At 65.6% G+C, this 20,472-nt stretch carries 21 protein-coding genes and 4 tRNA genes; 10 read left to right on the plus strand and 15 right to left on the minus strand.

Annotated elements, in window-relative coordinates:
* The first annotated feature begins 34 nt into the window (after window positions 1-34).
* From PA6_RS24750 to PA6_RS07050, 3 genes are read left to right on the plus strand one after another with little or no spacing between them, the layout of a single operon-like run.
* The gene (locus PA6_RS24750) at window positions 35-1,429 is read left to right on the plus strand and encodes a methyl-accepting chemotaxis protein (RefSeq protein WP_021700209.1); all 1,395 of its coding nucleotides are present in this window, start codon (window positions 35-37) and stop codon (window positions 1,427-1,429) included.
* A 51-nt stretch (window positions 1,430-1,480) separates the two neighbouring features.
* Window positions 1,481-1,879, plus strand: coding sequence for an OsmC family protein (locus PA6_RS07045; protein ID WP_021700210.1), 399 nt, complete (start codon window positions 1,481-1,483; stop codon window positions 1,877-1,879).
* Window positions 1,876-2,745 (plus strand): pirin family protein, encoded by an 870-nt coding sequence (locus PA6_RS07050; protein WP_021700211.1) that lies wholly within the window; start codon window positions 1,876-1,878, stop codon window positions 2,743-2,745. The genes PA6_RS07045 and PA6_RS07050 overlap by 4 nt, the downstream gene beginning before the upstream one ends.
* A gap of 87 nt (window positions 2,746-2,832) precedes the next feature.
* Here PA6_RS07050 and PA6_RS07055 read toward each other — a convergent pair whose 3' ends face one another.
* The 7 genes from PA6_RS07055 to PA6_RS07085 all read right to left on the minus strand — a co-directional run bounded on the left by PA6_RS07055 (window position 2,833) and on the right by PA6_RS07085 (window position 12,420).
* Complete coding sequence (locus tag PA6_RS07055; protein WP_021700212.1) at window positions 2,833-3,312, minus strand: hypothetical protein; 480 nt, start codon at window positions 3,310-3,312, stop codon at window positions 2,833-2,835.
* Window positions 3,313-3,346: 34 nt separating this feature from the next.
* Entirely contained in the window at window positions 3,347-4,351 is a 1,005-nt protein-coding gene (locus PA6_RS07060; protein WP_021700213.1) for a response regulator, read from the minus strand.
* Entirely contained in the window at window positions 4,348-8,022 is a 3,675-nt protein-coding gene (locus PA6_RS07065) for a PAS domain S-box protein (RefSeq protein WP_021700214.1), read from the minus strand. The genes PA6_RS07060 and PA6_RS07065 overlap by 4 nt, the downstream gene beginning before the upstream one ends.
* 164 nt (window positions 8,023-8,186) lie before the next feature.
* Window positions 8,187-10,091, minus strand: coding sequence for a molecular chaperone HtpG (gene htpG / locus PA6_RS07070; protein WP_021700215.1), 1,905 nt, complete (start codon window positions 10,089-10,091; stop codon window positions 8,187-8,189).
* 127 nt (window positions 10,092-10,218) lie between these two features.
* Window positions 10,219-11,469, minus strand: a complete 1,251-nt coding sequence (locus PA6_RS07075) for a hypothetical protein (protein WP_021700216.1) — start codon at window positions 11,467-11,469, stop codon at window positions 10,219-10,221.
* 28 nt (window positions 11,470-11,497) lie between these two features.
* Window positions 11,498-11,944, minus strand: coding sequence for a PaaI family thioesterase (locus PA6_RS07080; RefSeq protein ID WP_021700217.1), 447 nt, complete (start codon window positions 11,942-11,944; stop codon window positions 11,498-11,500).
* A complete protein-coding gene (locus tag PA6_RS07085; protein WP_021700218.1) occupies window positions 11,944-12,420 on the minus strand; it encodes a PaaI family thioesterase in 477 nt (158 codons plus the stop codon). The genes PA6_RS07080 and PA6_RS07085 overlap by 1 nt, the downstream gene beginning before the upstream one ends.
* 178 nt (window positions 12,421-12,598) lie before the next feature.
* Here PA6_RS07085 and PA6_RS07090 point away from each other — a divergent pair, with 178 nt between their 5' ends.
* Window positions 12,599-12,889 (plus strand): hypothetical protein, encoded by a 291-nt coding sequence (locus PA6_RS07090; RefSeq protein WP_021700219.1) that lies wholly within the window; start codon window positions 12,599-12,601, stop codon window positions 12,887-12,889.
* 35 nt (window positions 12,890-12,924) lie between these two features.
* On the opposite strand, the gene PA6_RS07095 is transcribed toward PA6_RS07090, so the two are convergent.
* The 8 genes from PA6_RS07095 to PA6_RS07130 all read right to left on the minus strand — a co-directional run bounded on the left by PA6_RS07095 (window position 12,925) and on the right by PA6_RS07130 (window position 17,236).
* Window positions 12,925-13,320 (minus strand): MAPEG family protein, encoded by a 396-nt coding sequence (locus PA6_RS07095; protein ID WP_021700220.1) that lies wholly within the window; start codon window positions 13,318-13,320, stop codon window positions 12,925-12,927.
* A 113-nt stretch (window positions 13,321-13,433) separates the two neighbouring features.
* Window positions 13,434-13,520, minus strand: a tRNA-Leu gene (locus tag PA6_RS07100).
* 124 nt (window positions 13,521-13,644) lie between these two features.
* Window positions 13,645-13,718 (minus strand) — tRNA-Cys (locus tag PA6_RS07105).
* Between the two features lie 43 nt (window positions 13,719-13,761).
* Window positions 13,762-13,837, minus strand: a tRNA-Gly gene (locus PA6_RS07110).
* Between the two features lie 66 nt (window positions 13,838-13,903).
* Entirely contained in the window at window positions 13,904-14,464 is a 561-nt protein-coding gene (gene pgsA / locus PA6_RS07115; RefSeq protein WP_021700221.1) for a CDP-diacylglycerol--glycerol-3-phosphate 3-phosphatidyltransferase, read from the minus strand.
* Between the two features lie 33 nt (window positions 14,465-14,497).
* Window positions 14,498-16,324 carry an excinuclease ABC subunit UvrC gene (gene uvrC / locus PA6_RS07120; protein WP_021700222.1) on the minus strand — a complete coding sequence of 609 codons (1,827 nt, stop codon included), beginning with the start codon at window positions 16,322-16,324 and terminating at the stop codon, window positions 14,498-14,500.
* Between the two features lie 69 nt (window positions 16,325-16,393).
* Window positions 16,394-17,038 carry a response regulator transcription factor GacA gene (gene gacA / locus PA6_RS07125; protein ID WP_021700223.1) on the minus strand — a complete coding sequence of 215 codons (645 nt, stop codon included), beginning with the start codon at window positions 17,036-17,038 and terminating at the stop codon, window positions 16,394-16,396.
* A 110-nt stretch (window positions 17,039-17,148) separates the two neighbouring features.
* A tRNA-Ser gene (locus PA6_RS07130) sits at window positions 17,149-17,236 on the minus strand.
* Between the two features lie 122 nt (window positions 17,237-17,358).
* On the opposite strand from PA6_RS07130, the gene PA6_RS07135 reads away from it, so the two are divergent.
* From PA6_RS07135 to PA6_RS07160, 6 genes are all read left to right on the plus strand, one after another.
* Window positions 17,359-18,027, plus strand: coding sequence for a Bax inhibitor-1/YccA family protein (locus PA6_RS07135; protein WP_021700224.1), 669 nt, complete (start codon window positions 17,359-17,361; stop codon window positions 18,025-18,027).
* Between the two features lie 90 nt (window positions 18,028-18,117).
* Window positions 18,118-18,510 (plus strand): sulfurtransferase complex subunit TusD, encoded by a 393-nt coding sequence (gene tusD, locus PA6_RS07140; protein WP_021700225.1) that lies wholly within the window; start codon window positions 18,118-18,120, stop codon window positions 18,508-18,510.
* Window positions 18,510-18,869, plus strand: a complete 360-nt coding sequence (gene tusC, locus PA6_RS07145) for a sulfurtransferase complex subunit TusC (protein ID WP_021700226.1) — start codon at window positions 18,510-18,512, stop codon at window positions 18,867-18,869. Before tusD ends, tusC begins: the two co-directional genes overlap by 1 nt.
* Window positions 18,869-19,168 (plus strand): sulfurtransferase complex subunit TusB, encoded by a 300-nt coding sequence (tusB, locus tag PA6_RS07150; RefSeq protein WP_021700227.1) that lies wholly within the window; start codon window positions 18,869-18,871, stop codon window positions 19,166-19,168. The genes tusC and tusB overlap by 1 nt, the downstream gene beginning before the upstream one ends.
* Complete coding sequence (locus PA6_RS07155) at window positions 19,165-19,500, plus strand: TusE/DsrC/DsvC family sulfur relay protein (RefSeq protein ID WP_021700228.1); 336 nt, start codon at window positions 19,165-19,167, stop codon at window positions 19,498-19,500. Before tusB ends, PA6_RS07155 begins: the two co-directional genes overlap by 4 nt.
* On the plus strand, window positions 19,497-20,471 hold the full coding sequence (locus PA6_RS07160; RefSeq protein WP_021700229.1) for a glycosyl transferase family protein: 975 nt from the start codon (window positions 19,497-19,499) through the stop codon (window positions 20,469-20,471). The genes PA6_RS07155 and PA6_RS07160 overlap by 4 nt, the downstream gene beginning before the upstream one ends.
* Window position 20,472 lies beyond the last annotated feature (1 nt).

The following is a 20,472-nucleotide window of genomic DNA, read 5'->3' on the forward strand; positions in this document are numbered from 1 at the left end:
ACTTCTCCCGGCAGAACTCTCAGGGAGATGCACCATGCTGCAGTTATTGCGCAAACCCTCGCGGCGCGAACGGGACGAAGAAGCCCTCAGCGCCCTCTTCACCGGTCATGACCTGACCACCCGGCTACCCGAACAGCAGCCCTGGATGGGCCGCCTCAATCGCTTCAGCGACGGCCTGCACCAGCGCATCCGCACCAGCCTCGGCGCCGCTGTCGGCATCGCCGCCCACGCGCCGCAACTGGCCAGCATCGCCAGCGCCAATCAGGAGAGCGGGCAGAGCCTGGCGCAGTCCTCGGAGCTGATCGCCAGTGCCAGCGAGCAGGTCACCACCACTCTGGACGCCGAGCTGGTGCCCGGCGCGGCCGAAGTCGCGCGTCTGTCCGGCGAAGTCGCGGCAACCCTGCGCCAGTGCCAGCAGAGCGGCCAGGCCGTACTCGGCCAGGTCGATGCCATCGGCGCCTGCGAAGCGCAGCTGGGCGAGGTGATCGGCAACCTGACGGCGCAACTGGAGGAAGTCAGCAAGGTCATCGGCGTGATCGCCAGCATTTCCCAGCAGACCAACCTGCTGGCCCTCAACGCCGCGATCGAGGCCGCCCGCGCTGGCGAACATGGCCGCGGCTTCGCCGTGGTCGCCGAAGAGGTCCGTCGCCTGGCCGGCCACACCACCGAAGCCACCGGCCAGGTCGGGCAGATCATCGAACGTTTTCGCGATGGCATGGACCAGCTCGGCGCCGCTGGCGAGCGCATGCACCAGGCCGTGCAGGAGGGCCGCAACGGTATGCTGCAGGTCGGCAGCGGCCTGGACAGCACCCGCCAGGCCATGGACCGCCTGGACGAGCGGGTCGGCCATATCGCCACCGGCACCGAGCAGATCGGCGCGGCCGTCCGCTCGATCAACGGCGACGTGCAGCAGATCGCCCAGGTTGCCGGCGACCTGCTCGGCAAGGCCGGCCAGGTGCTGCGCCACAGCCAGGCCGTGCGCGAAGACGGCGACCGCCTGCTGCAGGGCCTGGGCGACTTCCGCCTGGAGCTGCACCGCTCGGTGCAACGCAGCGTCGAGCAACTGGCCGCCGACGCGCGCCTGAGTGGCGACATCGCCGCGGCCGAGCGTCTGCTCGGCGAAACGCTGCGGCGTGATGCGCGCTTCGAGCTGTTCTACCTGGTCGACGCCAACGGCGTACAACTCTCGGAAAACATCTTCGCCAGCGATGTGCCGCACCAGGAGGGCCCCAGCTGCCGTGGCCGCAACTGGGGGCAACGGCCCTGGTTCCGCAGCGTGGCAGACGACCTGCGCAGCCACATCACCCCGGTCTACCGCTCCTCGGCCACCGACGATTTCTGCTTCACCGTGTCGGCCCCGATCCTCGGCGCCGATGGCCGTCTACTGCGTGTACTCGGCGCTGATGTGCGCCTCTCCGTGCTGGTCTGAGCCCAGCCACCTGGGCTAGGCTGGATCGACCCACCTAGCCCGGGAGCCACCATGATCCGCATCAGCACCGAATCCGGCCTGCGCCACAGTATCGAGATAGGCCCACACCTGCTGCACACCGATGTCCCCGAATCCCTCGGCGGCGGCGCCTCCGGCCCCGAGCCGCACGACCTGTTCGACGCCGCATTGGGCGCCTGCAAAGCCCTGACCCTGATGCTCTATGCCAAGCAACGCGGCCTGCCGCTGGACAGCCTGGACGTGCACCTGGTCCGCGACGACAGCCAGGAACGCCAGGGCACCTACCGCCTGGCCGTGGAACTGGACCTGCGCGGCGCGCTGGATGACGAGCAGCGCCAGCAGCTGCTGCGTATCGCCGACAAGTGTCCGATCCACAAGCTGATGACCAATGTCGAGGTGCAGGTGGAGACCCGCCTGAGCGAAGGCGCATGAGCACGCCGCTGCTGATCACGCCCAAGGCCGAGGACATCGCCGGCCAGCCGATTCTGCGCCCGCTGCCGGCGGCCAAGTGCCGCAGCGTCGGCCCCTTCGTGTTCTTCGACCACATGCTGGAAAAGGCCTACGCCCCCGGCAGCGGCATGAACATCAACCAGCACCCGCATATCGGCCTGTCCACCCTCACCTACCTGTTCGAAGGCGAGCTGCAACACAAGGACAGCCTCGGCTCGGACCAGTTGGTGAGGCCCGGCGATGTCAGCTGGATGAGCGCAGGGCGCGCCGTTGCGCATGTCGAGCGAACGCCTGATCACCTGCGGCAAAAGGGCTCGCGCCTGCATGGCCTGCAGGTCTGGCTGGCGCTGCCGCAGGCGCTGGAGCAAGGCGAACCGAGCTACAGCCACCACCCCGCCGCCAGCCTGCCGCGCAGCGAGGCCATGGGCGTGCAGATTACCCTGATCGCCGGCAGCGGCTTCTGCCTGCAGTCCCCCGTCCCGGTGCCCTCACCGACGCTCTATGCCGAACTCAAGCTGGCGGCCGGCACCAGCCTGCTGATTCCCGCCGAGCACCGCGAGCGTGCGCTGTACCTGATCGCCGGCGAGGCGCAACTGGACGGCGATGATCTGCCGCGACACAGCCTGGCCGTGCTGCCGGAGGGCGAGGAACTGCTGCTATCAGCCTGCGGCGAATGCCACCTGGCGCTGATCGGCGGCGAGCCCTTGGGGCCGCGGCGCATGTACTGGAACTTCGTCGCCAGCGATGCCGCGCTACTGGAAAAGGCCAAGCAGGACTGGACGGCCTGGAACTGGCCACGCGTGCCTGGGGAAACGGCGCGGATCGAGCTGCCGGCACGCACCCCGTAGGGCGGGTGAAATCCGCGACGGAACAGGCAGGCAACGCGGGTTTCACCCGCCCTACCAGGCGCCGCGCCGGCTGGGAGCCTGGCTGGGTCAGCCCTGCAGCTCTCTGGCCTCCTCCTCGGCCAGACGCTGGATATAGGCGGCGAAATCCGGGTCCTCGCCGCGCAGCAGGTGCGGCAGGCGCTCGCGGAAGTCCTCGCGGCGGCTCCATTCGCGCATGTAGTCCTCCCAGGAATGCCAGCGCCGGCGCTGCTTGGCGTCCATGTCTTCCTGGTAAGCCAGCAGATAGGCACGCTCGAACAGCGAGATCAGCATGTCGAAGATCACCCACATGCGCTCGCGCTGCTCGTCGCTGAGGTTGGGCGTGGCGTTCTGGCTGCGCAGGCGCAGGTCCGGATTGGCCAGCACCACTTCGAGGAAGTCGATATAGGCGTCGGAGATCTGCTGCCAGATGGCTTCTTCCTCGTTCGCGCGCTCCTTGCGCTGCTCGAACAGGAATACAGCGATGGCGAACGGCAGGGCCACCACGGTGACGATATAGGACAGCAGCTCCCAGCTTGGCAGACTCATGATGGCTCCCGACGAGTGAAGCCGGCATTGTGCCCTAGTCGCGCTCCGCCCAGCGCTCCTTGATCTCGAGAATGGCCGGCAGCTGGCCGAGGAACAGTTCCACCAGCTCGGGATCGAAGTGCCGCCCGCTCTGCTCACGCAGCAGCTGCACGGCCTCTTCCACCGGCCAGGCCTTCTTGTACGGCCGCTCGCTGGTCAGCGCATCGAACACATCGGCGATGGCGATGATACGTGCCTCGACGGGAATCTCGGCGCCACCGATGCCGCGCGGATAGCCGCTGCCGTCCCACTTCTCGTGGTGATTGAGGGCGATCTCCCGCGCCATGCGCAGCAGTCCCGAGGGATGTTCGCCGATGATGTCCGCGCCGATCTGCGCGTGCTGCTTCATCACCTCCCACTCCTCACCATCCAGCTTGCCGGGCTTGCGCAGTACGGCGTCGGGAATGCCGATCTTGCCCACGTCGTGCATCGGTGCGGCGTTCAGCAGCTCCTCGGCCTGCGCTTCGCTGAAACCGGCTGCCAATGCCAGCACACGGCTGTAGTGGCTCATGCGGATCACGTGCAGGCCGGTCTCGTTGTCCTTGTATTCGGCCGCCAGGCCCAGGCGCTGGACGATCTGCAGGCGCGTCTCGCGCAGTTCCTCGACCCGCACCAGTGACAGGTGCGTGCGTACCCGCGCCTTGACGATGGCCGGGCTGACCGGCTTGGTGATGTAGTCCACGGCGCCGACGACGAAGCCCTGCGCCTCGTCCTCGACATCCGCCAGGGCGGTGACGAAGATCACCGGGATGGTGGACGTCGCCGGTGTCGCCTTGAGCTGCGCACAGACTTCGTAACCGGTCATTCCCGGCATCATCACATCCAGCAGGATCAGCTCGGGCTTCTCGCGTGCGGCAAGCTCCAGCGCCTTGGCTCCATCCTTGGCAAACAGCAGCCGGTAATCCTCCTGCAGGATGTGCCGCAGCACCTGCAGGTTGGCCGGCTCGTCATCCACCACCAGCAGTTGCGGGCGGCGGTCCTGGGTAGATGTCTGGCTCACTCGGCAGTCTCCCGCGACAACAATTGGCGCACCGCACGCAAATGCTCCAGCGCCTGTTCGAATTCGAAATCATCCACGGCCTGGCGCACCGCACGCATCTCGTTCTGCGCTTCCGGCAGGCCCTGCTCCAGCAGGCACAGCGCGGCCTCATCAAGGCCACCGCGCTCCAGTTCGGCGCTAAGGCTTTGCAGCGCCAGCAGCAGTTGCGCGGTATCGACACTCGCCACCGGCATGGCAGCGGCTTCGGGCTGCAGCGGCAAGGCCGTGCGCACCGCGGCGAACGCCTCGGCCCAGGCCTCGATCAGCTCGCCACAACGCGCGGCGGCGCCAGCATGGGCAGCCTGCTCCAGATTGAAGGCCGCCTTGCTCAGCTTGACCAGGCCGAGGTTGCCGGCCACACCCCGCAGGCGGTGTGCCAGTTGCTCCAGACCATTGAAATCCTCCTGTTGCAGCGCCGCGCGCAGCGGTTCGAGATCGGCCTGTTCCTCGAGGAAGCGGGCGATAGCCGCCGCCATCTGCAACGGGCCGCCCCACAGGCGGGCGCCCCGCACCCAGTCGAACAATCCCTGCGCGCCATCGGATGACGTCGGCGCAGCCTGTACCGTAGCGGCCAGCCCGAGGACACCGGCCATCTCCGCTACCAGCGCGGACATCTCCAGAGGCTTGCTGGCGAAACCATTCATCCCCGCATCCAGCGCGTCTTGGCGATCGCGGTCGAGCACGCTGGCCGTGAGGGCAATGATCGGCACCGGCACGCGTTGCTCGCGCTGCTCCCAGGCACGAATCCGCCGACTGGCTTCCAGGCCATCGGTGCCGGGCATCTGCACGTCCATCAGCACCAGGTCGAAAGGCTCACGGGTGAACCGCTCGACCGCCGCCTCGCCATCGGCGACCGTGGCCACCTGGTGGCCCAGGCGCTCCAGGTTGAGCACCAGCAACTCCAGGTTCTGCGCCACATCGTCAGCCGCCAGAATCCGCAGCGGCGGCAAGCGCGGAGCCTGGCGGCGCTCACGCGGGCGCTCGATACCCTGGCCGGCCGACAGCGGCAGTTCGACGATGAAGCGACTGCCCACGCCCAGCTCGCTCTCGACACGAATGCGCCCGCCCATCAGCTCCACCAGCTGGCGCGAGATGGTGGTGCCCAGGCCGGTACCGCCGAAACGCCGGCTCATCGAGGCATCGGCCTGGGCGAAGGGATCGAAGATGCGCTCGAGGCGATCGGCGGCGATGCCGATGCCGGTGTCGTGCACGATCAGGCGCAGCGCGCCCGGCGTACCGCTCACCTGCAGACGCACCGCACCGCGCTCGGTGAACTTCACCGCATTGCCCAGCAGGTTGCTCAGCACCTGCTGCAAGCGCAGCGGGTCACCCTTGAAGTAGTCGCCCAACGCCTCGGCGTAGTCGAGACGCAGCTCGAGACCCTTGCGCTCGGCCGTCAGCCGCTGGGTATCGCAGACCTGCTCACACAGCTCGCGTAGCGAGAAATCGAGGCTTTCCAGCTCGATGGCGCCGCGATCCAGCTTAGCGGTGTCGAGGATGTCGTTGAGCAAGCCGAGCAGCGAGCGCGAGGCCTGCTGCACGGTGCGCAGGTGGCGGCGCTGGGTCTCTTCCAGAGAGGTATCGAGCAGCAGCTCGGTGAAGCCGATGATGGCGTTCATCGGCGTGCGGATCTCATGGCTCATGTTGGCCAGGAAGCTGCTCCGTGCGGCAGCGGCCTGCTCGGCGCGGTCTCGCGCGGTGCGCAGTTCCTGCTCCATGAGTCGGCGCGGGGTCAGGTCGGTAGCCAGCTTGACCACCTTGAACGGCTTGCCGTCGAGATTGAGGATCGGGTTGTAGGTCGCCTGGATCCACACCTCGCGCCCATTCTTGGCCAAGCGCCGGTATTCGCCCTGGCGGAACTTGCCCCGCCGCAGGTCGCTCCAGAAGCAGCTGTAGGCCTCGCTCTGGACGTGCGCGGGATCGCAGAACAGCGCGTGATGCTGGCCGAGCACCTCGTCCAGGCCATAGCCGAACAGGTCGAGGAAGTTTTCGTTGGCCGCCAGCACATTGCCCTGCAGATCGAACTCGATCATGGCCATGGCCTTGCTGATGGCCGTGACCTTGCCTTCATACTCGGCATTGCGCTGCTTGGTTTCGGTCTGGTCGAGCAGTACGCCGTCGATCCAGCGCGGCACGCCCTGTTCGTCGAGTACGGCACTGCCGCTCTCCCAGATCCAGTGCTCGCGCCCGTGGCGATCGAACAGCCGGTACTCGATGACGTAGTTGCGTCCCTCGGCGATGGCAAGACCGACCTCCTCCGCCACCCGCGGCACGTCATCCGGGTGATACAGCTCGGCAAACGACTTGCGCCGGCGGATGAAGTCCTCGGCTGGCCAGCCGGTCAGCGGCTCCACTGCATCGCTGATGAACAGCATGGTCCACTCGGCGTCCAGCAGGCAGCGGAACGACACGCCGGGAATGTTGCGAATCAGCGAGCGGTACTGCTGCTCGCTGTCACGCAGGGCCTGCTCCATCTGCTTGCGCTGGCTGATGTCGGCGACGAACACGACGAACCAGGGCCTGCCTTCGTACTCGCTGATGCCGATGCTCAGGCGCACCGGGATCAGGCGCCCGTCCTTGGCCACGCCGGTGAGTTCCAGCTCGCTGCCGCTGAGCTGCGACGTGCCGCTGGCTACGTAGCGTTGCAGCGCATCGCCGAAGGCATGCGACTGCTCCTCGGTCATCAGCACCGACATGTGGCGCCCGACCAGTTCATCGGGCCGCCAGCCATACAGCCCTTCCACCGCCCGGCTGACCGAACGGATGATGCCCTGGTGGTCGACCGTGAAGATCGCCTCGAAAGCGGCATCCAGGAGCGAGTTGAGGTGACGTTTGCCAGCCTCCAGCTGGGTGAACAGCTGGCGATAGCGCAGCAGGCCATTCACCGCACCGGCCGCCACGCTCAGGGTCAGGGTGGCCATGGCCACGGCCAGCGCCAGGTAGAAGCCGCCGTCGACGCCGCGCGGCTCTGCGAACTCCTGTGCACCAACGAAACGCGCCGCCGCCATGCCGGTGTAGTGCATGCCGCTGATGGCCAAGCCCATGACCACCCCACCGATGACGATGGCCGCCTGGCTGCTCATGCGCCCGCGCAGGCCGAAACGTACCCACAGGGCGATGATAGCTAGCAGCACGGCCACCAGGATCGACAGGGCAAACATCCAGGGGTCGTAACGCAGCAGGGGCGCCATTTGCATTGCCGCCATGCCGCTGTAGTGCATGGTGCCGATGCCGCCGCCGACCAGCACGCCACCGACGATCAGCTGCAGCGGGCTGACCACGCGGCGCGCCAGGAGGCCCAGTGCGACCCGCGACGCCGCCAGGCTGGGCAGCACGGACAGGCAGGTGATCACCGGGTCGTAGCGCACCGTGGCGCACAATTGCAGGGACAGCATGCCGATGAAGTGCATGGCCCACACGCCGCCGCCCAGCGCCACCGCGCCGGTGGCCAGCGCCAGCTCCCGGTACAGCGGGCTGCGGCTGATACGCGCCACGCCGGCCAGCTGCAGCGCCATGCCCGAGGTGAAGGTTGCGACGACCAGCGACAGCACCACCAGCCAGGGGTTGTAGGTGCCGAACAGCAGCAGGCTGGGATCACTATCGAGAAGAAACAGATTGATCAGGTACGACATGCGGCGGGAGACCACCCTGAACGGGGCGCGATACCGCAGTATCGGCCGAAATCGGACATGCAGCGCGAATCGCCATTAAATAGTCACTGCCCGGCAAGCTCCAGCGCTATTTGTCGCACCCATGAAAAAGCCCGCCGAAGCGGGCTTTTTCACAGTTCAGCAGATCAGGCGGACAGCTCGACCAGCAGCTTGTTGAGGCGGCGCACGTAGCTGGCCGGGTCCTTCAGGCTGTCGCCGGCAGCCAGGGCTGCCTGGTCGAAGAGGATGTGCGACAGGTCGGCGAAGCGGTCCTCGTCGGCCTCGGCATCCAGCTTCTCGATCAGCGGGTGGCCCGGGTTGATCTCGAAGATCGGCTTGGACTCCGGCACCTTCTGCCCGCTGGCCTCGAGGATCTGGCGCATCTGCAGGCCGAGGTCCTGCTCACCGATGGCCAGGATCGCCGGCGAATCGGTCAGGCGGTGCGACACGCGCACCTCGGCAACCTGCTCGCCCAGCGCGCCCTTGAGGCGCTCCAGCAGCCCTTCCTTGGCCTTGGCGACTTCTTCCTGGGCCTTCTTGTCCTCTTCCGAGTCCAGCTTGCCCAGGTCCAGGTCGCCGCGCGCCACGTCGACGAAGTGCTTGCCGTCGAACTCGGTCAGGTAGCTCATCAGCCACTCGTCGATGCGATCGGTCAGCAGCAGCACTTCGATGCCCTTCTTGCGGAAGACTTCCAGGTGCGGGCTGTTCTTGATCTGCGCGAAGGTCTCGCCGGTGAGGAAGTAGATCTTGTCCTGGCCTTCCTTCATGCGGCCGATGTAGTCGGCCAGGCCGACGATCTGCTCGCCATCGTCGCCCTGGGTGGAGGCGAAACGCAGCAAGCCGGCGATCTTCTCCTTGTTGGCGAAGTCTTCCGCCGGGCCTTCCTTGAGCACCTGGCCGAAGGCCTTCCAGAACTGCTTGTATTGCTCGGGCTCGTTCTTCGCCAGCTTCTCCAGCATGTCCAGCACGCGCTTGGTCAGCGCCGACTTCATCGAGTCGATCACTGGGTCCTTCTGCAGGATCTCGCGGGAGACGTTCAGCGACAGGTCATTGGAATCGACCACACCCTTGATGAAGCGCAGGTACAGCGGCAGGAACTCGTCGGCCTGGTCCATGATGAACACGCGCTGCACGTACAGCTTGAGGCCACGCGGCGCTTCGCGCTGGTACAGGTCGAACGGTGCGCGGCCCGGCACGTAGAGCAGCGAGGTGTATTCCAGCTTGCCCTCGACCTTGTTGTGGCTCCAGCTCAACGGGTTCTCGAAGTCATGCGCGACGTGCTTGTAGAACTCCTGGTATTCCTCGTCCTTGACCTCGGTACGCGGACGGGTCCACAGCGCGCTGGCACGGTTGACGGTCTCCCACTCGGTTTCGGCCGGCTTGTCCTGCTCCTCGCCGTAATGCTCTTTCGGCAGCTCGATCGGCAGGGCGATGTGGTCGGAGTACTTCTTGACGATGTTGCGCAGGCGCCAGCCATCGGCGAATTCTTCTTCGCCGCTCTTCAGGTGCAGGACGATGCGGGTGCCGCGCTCGGCCTTGTCGATGGTGGCGACTTCGAACTCGCCCTCGCCCTTGCTCGACCAGTGCACGCCCTCGCTGGCGGCGGCCCCGGCACGGCGGGTGTAGACGTCCACCTGATCGGCAACGATGAAGGCCGAGTAGAAGCCCACGCCGAACTGGCCGATCAGGTGCGAGTCCTTCTTCTGGTCACCGGTGAGGTTCTTCATGAAGTCGGCGGTGCCGGACTTGGCGATGGTGCCCAGGTGCGCGACCACTTCCTCGCGGCTCATGCCGATGCCGTTGTCCTCGAGGGTGACGGTCTTGGCGTCCTTGTCGAAGGACAGGCGGATCTTCAGCTCGGCGCCGCCTTCCAGCAGCTCGGGCTTGGCCAGCGCCTCGAAACGCAGCTTGTCGGCGGCGTCGGAGGCGTTGGAGATCAGCTCGCGAAGGAAGATTTCCTTGTTGGAATACAAGGAATGGATCATCAGGTGCAGCAGCTGCTTCACCTCGGTCTGGAAGCCCAGGGTTTCTTTTTGAGTTTCCACACTCATGGTCGTCGAACTCCACATGCAGGACAGGCCGCGTGATTGCGGCGGATGTCCTACAGATGGGGAGTTCGGGAGAGATTTCAAGGGCTTGTCTGCGCGACAAGCCCTGCGCGAGGGAGGCAGCCCGGTTTTAGGGCTCCAGCAGCTCGATGCGGGCGATTTCGTCCGGCTTGAACCTGAAGCTGGCCACCCCGCCGCCGCCGCCCAGCTGCTGGGTGAGGCTGATGCTGCCGTCGCCTTCCACGCCGACGAAGCGCCCTTCCACCGTGCCACCGCCGGCCTTGCTCACGCGCATGCTGAGGTTGCGGTACTGCTCCGGGTTGCGCTGCAGGCGCGCCAGGGAGAAGCGTTGACGACGATCCAGAGGAGCCCTCGCGCTCTGCGACTGTGGCGCCTCTTCCGCAACAGCCGGCTTGCTCGTCTCGGCACGCCGCGCTTCAGCCAGCGCGGGATAGTTGTCGCCCTGTACCCGCCAACCCAGCGCGCCCTTCTCCAGCACCAGCGCCAGATTCTGCTCGGCGCCGTTGATTCGAGCCTGCACCGTCAAAGGCAACTGGGTGGCCGGGAAACTCACGTCCGGCAGCTCCGCCAACTGCACCAGGCGGGTGGCGAAGCGGCGCTGCAGATGGTCCTCGACCACCTTGGCCAGGGTCTCGCGGGAGTCGAAGTGGGTATCCAGGCGGCCGTCCTTGTAGCGCAGGCGGTCGGCGAACAGCTCCAGACGCCCGCTCAGGCTGGTCTTGAACGATGGCGGCAGTACCAGGTGGAAGTCACCCTGCAGTTTGTTCGGCGGCAGCGCCTGCAGGTCCAGGTGCAGGGTGTAGCCCTTGCTCAACCGACGCGCCTCGGGCAGGTCCTGCTCGGGCAAAAGCCAGCTGACTTCCACCTCCGGCAAGCGCCCCTCGTCACCGGGTAGCACATCCAGCCGCACCGGCGCCTTCTGCGCCTCGGGCAGGCGAATCTTCACTTCACGGCGCGCGAAGAAGTCGTCGCCTTCGCGCAGTACCAGCACACCGTCGATCAGCTCGGCATATTGCGGGGCGAAGGCCTGACCGTTGAGCTCGCCGTGCAGGGCGATATCCAGCTCGGCCGGCGCCTTGGCCGGCTCCTTCAGCCAGCGCAGGCTGAGAATCGCCTCCAGGCGCGCGGCATCATGCGCGGCCAGCAGGGTCAGGCCGACGATCAGCGGGATGCAGCCCAGGGCCAGCAGGCCCACGGCCTTGCGCGCGGTGCGCCAGTGACGCAGCACATAGATCAGGGTCACCGGCGGAATCAAGCTACCCCAGCCCCACAACAGGCTGGTGGAGAAGGCCAGCATCACCAGCCAGACCAGGCCAGCCAGAATCAGCAGCAGGCCGCCGAGGATCAGCAACGCGTCCATTCGGTATTCCTTGTTATTGTCGCTTCGATCAGGGCTCGTCGACCTTGAAGTGAGCGCGAGCCGTGGCGATGGGTTCGCTCTGGCTGGTCTGCCAGGCCGTCATGGCGACGTTGGCCACCCGACGCCCCTGGCGCCAGACCTGGCACTGAACGTAGGTGTCACGATAATGACCGGCGCGCAGGTAATCTATCGAGAAGTCGATGATTTTCGGCAAATGCGGAATGCCCATGAACATCAGCAGGTGGAGCATGGCGGCGTGCTCCATGAAGCCGGCGATCACCCCGCCATGCAGCGCCGGCAGGATCGGGTTGCCGATGTTGTCCTTGCTCGCCGGCAGGCGGAACACCATGTCGTCGCCCAGGCGCAGGCACTCGATGCCGATCAGCTTGGCATAGGGGATCAGACTGATCAGGGCGTCGTAGTCGTTCTTCTCGTGGGCTTCACGCACCAGGGTATTGAGGTTCAGAGCGGCCATCAGGCGGCACCTCCCTGAATCTCGCGCTTGAGGTCCTTGTCGCCCTGGGCGCCCTTGCCCATGCGCATGAAGGCACCGACCACATGGGCGATGGGCTCGTCTGGGTTGTCCTGATAGGCATAGCCACGGGTGAAGATGACGTTCTCGGTCACCCGGTAGCACTCGGCGAAGCCGTAGACGTCCTTGTGCGGCTGGGCCGGGCGCATGTAGTCGATGCGCAGGTCGAGGGTCGGACAGATTTCGAACTCCGGCAGCACGCAGACGGTGGAGATGCCGCAAGTGGTATCCATCAGCGTGGTAATGGCGCCGCCATGAATAACGCCGGTCTCGGGATTGCCGATGATCTGGGTGCTGTAGGGCAGACGCAGGGTCAGCCCCTCGGGCTTGGCTGCATGCACGCTCATGCCCAGCACCTGGCAGTGGCGCAGGGCCGAAAGGAAGCGCTCGGCGCGCTCTAGGACAGGGTTATCGCTCATGACTGCAGTTCCTGGCGATGTTGCAAAAGGCGCGCATGATACCCCCTCGAACAACTCCGCACACAGCACTGGAGACGTGACCCAGCGCACGCTTGGCCGGATGCAGCGGAACTTTGGCCGCTCCGCCGCCCTCCTAAGTGAGGATTCAGAATAGTCCCGTCAGTAAAGGAGAGACGACATGAGCAAACCATTCACCTATGCCCTGCTGCTGGCTGCCATGCTGGGCCTGGCCGCTTGCGAACAGTCCGCCGAAGACAAGGTGGAGTCGGCCAAGGAAAATGCGTCCGAGGCCATGGAGTCCCTCGGCGAAGCGGCCAAGGACACCGGCGCGGCCATCGAGCAGAAGACCGACGAGGTGCTGGGCAAGGAGCCGACCACCGGCGAGAAAGTCGAGGACGCGGCAGGCAAGGCGGCCGATGCCATCGAGGAAGCCGGCGACGAAGCCAAGGATGCGATCGACGCTCAGTAAAACCAGAAGGCCCGCAATTGCGGGCCTTCTGCTATTCAGGCCAGCGCCGGACTGAGCATCAGCAACAGGCTGCAGAGCAGCCCCACGACCCAGACCAGGCTGCGCTGCCAGGCCAGGTCGGTCCAGTACAGCAGCAGGTACAGCACCCGGGCGATCACGAACAGCACGGCGGCAGCATCCACCAGCACACCCTGGCTCTGGGTCACATGCGCGACCAGCACGCCCGCGGCGAACAATGGAAAGGCCTCGAAGCTGTTCTGGTGCGCCGCCAGGGCACGCGCACCGAACCCCGTCAGACGTGCCTGCTGGGCGCGAGGATGATGGTTGTCATAGCGCCCTCCTCCTTCCGTCGCCATGGCCTTGGCCACCGGAATCTTGGCCAGGAAGATCAGCACCGCACTGAAGAACAGGCACCACAGGGGTAGTGTCATGAAGGTCTCTCCTTGATCGCCTAAGGTTTGACCCTGCAGCATGGAGAGCAAATCGAGGTGCGGCAAGTCGCAACCGCTGGATTGGGCGAATGCCTGAAGAGGAACAGCGAGGATGGTGCCCGAAGCCGGACTCGAACCGGCATGCCATTGCTGGCGAGGGATTTTAAGTCCCCTGCGTCTACCGATTTCGCCATTCGGGCGGTAGCGCTGTGAAGCGAGGGCTGGACTATATACAGCCCGCGTCAGCCCGGCAAGGCTGAGAAAAGCTTGGCCGATGCAAACAAAAAGCCCCGTAGATCAACAACCTACGGGGCTTTTCTATAGTGGAGGCCGATACCGGAATCGAACCGATGTACGCGGATTTGCAATCCGCTGCATAACCACTCTGCTAATCGGCCTCAAACGAAGACGCCGCTTACCGCGGCGTCAACGTCAACAAACTGGAGCGGGAAACGAGACTCGAACTCGCGACCCCGACCTTGGCAAGGTCGTGCTCTACCAACTGAGCTATTCCCGCGTCTTGGTGACGGGCGCCATTTTATAGATTCACCGCGCCTCGTCAACCCCTTGATTCAAAAATACTTTATTTCTTTTCCGCGTCGATGCTGAGGTGCGGCCAGGCGGCCAACAGGTACTGCAGCATGGACCACAGGGTAAGCGCGGCGGCGATGATCAGCAGTACATATCCCATGCCGACCCAGACGGTGAGCTGCGGCGGATTGCCCAGCAGGATGACCAGGGCGACCATCTGCGCGGCGGTTTTCCACTTGCCCAGCTGCGACACCGCCACCTGCGCGCGTGCGCCCAGTTCGGCCATCCACTCGCGCAGTGCGGACACCACGATCTCGCGACCGATGATGATCACCGCCGGCAGGCTCAGCCACAGGTTGGCATGCTCCTCCACCAGCAGCACCAGCGCCACGGCCACCATCAGCTTGTCGGCTACCGGGTCGAGAAAGGCGCCGAATGGCGTGCTCTGCTCCCAGCGGCGGGCCAGGTAGCCGTCGAACCAGTCGGTGATCGCCGCCAGGGCGAACACGGCGCTGGCCGCCCAATAGCTCCAGGAGAACGGCAGGTAAAAGAACAGAATGAAGACTGGAATCAGGGCGACGCGCAGTACGGTGAGCAGATTGGGGATGTTCATCGGGACCACTGGCCAGCGAATTGAGCGCGCATTCTACTCGCTGTGCAGGGCCGCATAAATCGACTCGGCCAGCTTTTTACTGATGCCCGGCGCCTTGGCGATTTCATCGATGCTGGCGCGATTGAGCTCCTGCAGCCCGCCGAAATGCTTGAGCAGCTCGCGCCGCCGCTTGGGCCCGACTCCGGCCACCTCCTCCAAGCTGGACGTGCGCCGCGCCTTGCCACGCCGCGCGCGATGGCCGGTGATGGCGAAACGGTGCGCCTCGTCGCGAATCTGCTGGATCAGGTGCAGCGCCGGCGAGTCGGCCGGCAGGGTGAATTCATGCTCGGCATCATTGAGGTAGAGGGTTTCCAGGCCCGGCTTGCGGGTTACGCCCTTGGCCACGCCGAGCAGGATCAGCTCCGGTACCGCCAGTTCCTGCAGCACCTCGCGCGCCATGGCCATCTGCCCCTTGCCACCGTCCACCAGCAGGATGTCCGGCAGCTTGCCGTCGCCGTCCTTCAGCTTGCTGAAGCGCCGGGTCAGCGCCTGGTGCATGGCCGCATAGTCGTCGCCCGCGGTGATGCCTTCGATATTGAAGCGCCGGTAGTCGGACTTCAGCGGCCCCTCCGGCCCGAATACCACGCAGGAGGCCACCGTCGCCTCGCCACTGGAGTGGCTGATGTCGTAACACTCCAGGCGCTGCGGCGGCTCGTCCAGATCCAGCGCCTCGGCCAGCGCCTCGAAACGCGCCGCTACATGCTGACGATTGGCCAGGCGTGCGCCCAGCGCCTGCTCGGCGTTGGTCAGCGCCAGCTGCTGCCAGCGCGCCCGCGTGCCGCGAACCCGATGACTGATGGCGATTTCACGCCCGCGCAGCTCGGCGACGGCCGCCGCCAGGGTCGGCAGATCCTCGTGCATGACATTGACGATCAGCTCGCTCGGCATGTCGCGCTCGTGACTGGACAGGTAGTACTGCGCGAGAAACGCTATCAGTACGGCGCCGCCCTCTTCCTCGATGCCCACCTGCGGGAAGAAGTTCTTGCTGCCCAGCACACGGCCGCCGCGCACACTGATCAGATGCACGCAGGCGCCGCCCGGATTGACGACGGCCGCGATCACATCCACATCGCCACTGCCGCCCTCCATGCTCTGCTGGTCCTGCACCCGGCGCAGCAGCGATATCTGGTCACGCAGTTCAGCGGCGCGCTCGAACTCCAGCCCCATCGCCGCGTGTTCCATGGCGGCGGACAGCTCATCGGCCAGAGCGTTGCTGCGCCCCTCCAGGAACATCACCGAGTGGCGCACATCCTCGGCGTACTCGGCCGGCTCCACCAGGCCGACGCAGGGCGCCTTGCAGCGCTTGATCTGGTATTGCAGACACGGCCGGGTGCGGTTCTTGAAGTAGCTGTCCTCGCACTGGCGCACCAGGAAGGTCTTCTGCAGCAGCGCCAGGCTCTCGCGGATGGCTCCGGCGCTCGGATAGGGGCCGAAATAGCGCCCCCTGGCCGACTTGGCGCCGCGGTGAATACCCAGGCGCGGGTAGTCACCATCGGAGAGCAGCACATAGGGGTAGGACTTATCGTCGCGCAGCAGGATGTTGTAGGGCGGCCGCCATTCCTTGATCAGCGTCTGCTCCAGCAACAGCGCCTCGGTCTCGTTGGCCACGATGGTGGTCTCGACCTGAGCGATCCGCGCCACCAGTGCTGCGGTCTTCGGTGCCAGGCCGGTCTTGCGGAAATAGCTGGCCAGGCGCTTCTTCAGGTTCGACGCCTTGCCGACATAGAGCAGCCGGCTCTGTTCGTCGAACATCCGGTACACGCCCGGCCTGCCGCTGCAGGTGGCGAGAAAAGCAGAAGAGTCGAAAGCAGTAGCGGTCATCGCAACAGGCAGGCCAGAAAGACGAAGAGGACGCAGTTTACGTCCTCTTTCATCGCTTACCCAGGGCTGTCAGCCGGCGGCGTCGACCATGCCGTGACGCACCGCCAGCAGCACCAGCTCGACGTCGCTGGTGATCGAGAGCTTCTCGTAGATGCGGTAGCGGTAGGTATTCACCGTCTTCGGCGACAGGCACAGCTTGTCGGAGATGGTCTGCACCTTCTGGCAGTTGGCGATCATCAGGGCGATCTGGATCTCGCGCTCGAACAGCAGGTCGAAGGGCGACCCGCCACTGTTCGGCTGGAAGGACTTGAGCGCCAGCTGCTGGGCAATCTGCGGGCTGAGGTAGCGCTGACCGGCAAACGCCATGCGGATGGCCTGGACCATTTCCTCCAGCGCCGCGCCCTTGGTCAGGTAACCCGCCGCACCAGCCTGCAACAGGCGCGTGGGGAACAGGTCATCCTCGCAGGCAGTAACCGCGACAACTTTCAAATCGGGATGACTGCGCAGCAGTTTGCGGGTGGCTTCGAGGCCGCCGATACCGGGCATCTTGACGTCCATCAGGACAACGTCCGGCTTGATCTCGCGCACCTTCTTCAGGGCTTCCTCGCCCGAATCGGCCTGGCCGATCACCTGCAGGCCGTCGATATCGGCCAGCATGCGGGTGATGCCCGTACGCACCAGATCGTGGTCGTCGACCACCAGCACCTTAATCAAGCGACACCTCGCTGCCCCAAACAGCCAAGATACGAACCTAGCTTGGCGCAAAACCGCCAAAAAGCAAACGCCAGAAAACCGTACTTGGCGGATCAAAGGTCGAGAGAATATGGCGGAGGCGGTGAGATTCGAACTCACGGATAGTTGCCCATCGACGGTTTTCAAGACCGTTGCCTTAAACCACTCGGCCACACCTCCGCATTCGCGGGCCGCCATACTACCCGAACGCAACACACTGTCAAACTCTGCCAGTTGGCAGCCGGATGCGCTCTGTTATGATCGACCCGACTACGGATATTCACCCCTTCAGGAGGGACGTCATGCACGAACAGGATTACGCACTCGCCCAGACGCAGGCGACTCAGCTGGAAGTCAGCAAGGTACTGCGCAACACCTATGGCCTGCTGGCGCTCACCCTGGCCTTCAGCGGCCTGGTGGCCTACGTGGCCATGCAGATGAATGCGGTCTACCCGAACATCTTCGTCGTGCTGATCGCCTTCTACGGCCTGTTCTTCGCCACCGTCAAACTGCGCAACTCCGGCTGGGGCCTGGTCACCACTTTCGCCCTGACCGGCTTCATGGGCTACACCCTGGGCCCGATCCTCAACCACTACCTGGGCATGAGCAACGGCGGTGAAGTCATCAGTTCGGCCTTCGCCATGACCGCCCTGGTGTTCTTCGGCCTGTCGGCCTACGTGCTCACCACCCGCAAGGACATGAGCTTCCTCGGCGGCTTCATCACTGCCGGCTTCTTTGTCCTGCTGGGTGCCTCGCTGGCCAGCTTCTTCTTCCAGGTCAGCGGCCTGCAACTGGCCATCAGCGCCGGCTTCGTGCTGTTCTCGTCGGTCTGCATTCTGTTCCAGACCAGCGCGATCATCCACGGTGGCGAGCGCAACTACATCATGGCGACCATCAGCCTGTATGTGTCGATCTACAACCTGTTCGTCAGCCTGCTGCAGATCTTCGGCATCATGGGCAGCGACGACTGAGTCGATCAGGCACTGAACGAGCCCGCTTCGGCGGGCTTTTTCATGCCTCGGCGTTTATCATGGCGGCATCATCACGGCTGCAGATTCACCATGAAGTTCGCCATCGCCCTCTTCGCCCCCGCACACGCGCCCTCCTCGCGCCGCGCCCTGCGCTTCGCCCAGGCAGCGCTGGACGGCGGTCACGAGATCGTTCGCCTGTTCTTCTACCAGGATGGCGTGCACAGCGCCTCCGGCAATGTGGTGAGCCCACAGGACGAACTCGACCTGCCACGCGAATGGCGCGAGTTCGTGCAGCAGCATCAGTTGGACGCCGTGGTCTGTATCGCCGCCGCCCTGCGCCGCGGCGTCCTCAATGCCGAAGAGGCGCAGCGCTATGGCAAGCCGGCCGCCAACCTCGGCGCCCCCTGGGAGCTGTCCGGCCTCGGCCAACTGCACGAGGCGGCGCAACTGGCCGATCGCCTGATCAGTTTCGGAGGCCACTGATGAGCAAGTCAACGCTGATCATCAGCCGCCAGGCACCCTGGGCCGGTCCGGCTGCCCGCGAGGCACTGGACATCGCCCTGGCCGGTGGCGCCTTCGATCTGCCGCTGGCCATGCTGTTTCTCGACGATGGCGTGTTCCAGCTGCTCGCCAGCCAGCAACCCGCCGCGCTGCAGCAGAAGGACATGGCCGCCAACCTGCAGGCCCTGCCGCTGTTCGGCGTTGAGGAGCTGTATGTCTCCGGCCGCAGCCTGAGCGAGCGCGGCCTGGGTGAAGCGCAGCTGGCACTGCCGACACAGGCGCTGGACGATGCCGCCCTGACCTTGCTGCTCGACCGTTTCGACCATGTGGTGACGATCTGATGGCGACCCTGCATTTACTCTCCCACTCGCCCTTCAGCGACAGCCGCCTGAGCAGCTGCCTGCGCCTGCTCGGCGCCAACGACGGCCTGTTGCTGACCGGCGATGCGGTCTACGCCCTGCAACCCGGAACCGCCCAGCTGCAGGCACTGGAGCTGATGCCAGCCGGCATCGCCCTGTACGCCCTGGAAGAGGATCTGCAGGCCCGCGCCCTGAGCGCCCCTGCCCGCGCCCAGGCCATCGACTACCCGGCCTTTGTCGAGCTCTGTGGCCGCTACGCCAAGGTCAACAGCTGGCTATGACGGCACTGCGCATCGACGGGCGCGAAATCGCCCTGGACAAGGACGGCTACCTGGTGGAGCTGGCAGACTGGTCGCCAGCCGCCGCCGAGGCGCTGGCAGGCCGCGAAGAACTGCAGCTGACCGCCGAGCACTGGGAAATCCTCGAACTGCTGCGCGGCTTCTATGCCGAGTTCCAGCTGTCGCCGGCCACCCGTCCGCTGATCAAGTACGTCGCCCTCAAACTGGGCCCGGACAAGGGCAACAGCCTGCACCTCAACCGCCTGTTCAAGGGCACCCCCGCAAAACTCGCCGCCAAGCTGGCCGGCCTGCCGAAGCCCACGAACTGCCTATGAACCTCGTCACCCCGCCGGAACACCCCTTCGCTCAGTTCGTGCGCATCCTCGGCAAGGGCAAGCGCGGCGCGCGCAGCATGACCCGCGAGGAAGCCCGCGAAGCCATGGGCATGCTGCTCGACGGCCAGGTCGAAGACACCCAGCTGGGCGCCTTCCTGATGCTGCTGCGGCACAAGGAGGAAAGCGCCGAGGAGCTGGCCGGCTTCACCGAAGCGCTCCGTGCGCGCCTGCAGGCGCCGCCGATCCGCGTGGATATCGACTGGCCCACCTATGCCGGCAAGAAGCGCCACCTACCCTGGTACCTGCTGGCGATCAAGGCACTGGCGGCCAGTGGCGTGCGCATTCTGATCCACGGCGGCGGCGCCCATACCGCCGGCCGCCTGTACAGCGAGCAGCTGCTGCAGACGCTGGAGATTCCGCTGTGCGGCAGCTGGAGCGAGGCCGGTGAGGCGCTGGATGAGCACAGCCTGGCCTTTATCCCGCTGGGCGCCTGGGCGCCGCAGCTGCAGCGGATGATCGACCTGCGCAACACCCTGGGCCTGCGTTCGCCGATCCACTCGCTGGCGCGCCTCCTCAACCCGCTGGGTGCGCGGGTCGGCCTGCAGAGCATCTTCCATCCCGGTTACCAGGCGGTGCACCGCGAGGCCAGCCAGTTGCTCGGCGATCACGCCATCGTGATCAAGGGCGAAGGCGGCGAGATCGAGGTCAACCCGGACGGTATCTGCCACCTGTACGGCACCGAAAACGGCGCGAACTGGGACGAGGAATGGCCGGCGCTGTCGGCGCAGCGCCACGTCAAGCCGGACAGCCTGGACCAGCAACACCTGCTCGCCTTCTGGCGCGGCGAGGTGGAGGACAGCTACGGCCGCCTGGCCGTGCTCAGCACCCTGGCCCTGGCCCTGCGCGGCCTGGGCGAGCCGCGCGAAGCGGCGTTCGCCCGCGCCGAAGCGATCTGGCAGGCGCGCCGCTAGC

Origin of the sequence: Aquipseudomonas alcaligenes NBRC 14159 (assembly GCF_000467105.1) — a bacterium.
GTDB lineage: Bacteria > Pseudomonadota > Gammaproteobacteria > Pseudomonadales > Pseudomonadaceae > Aquipseudomonas > Aquipseudomonas alcaligenes.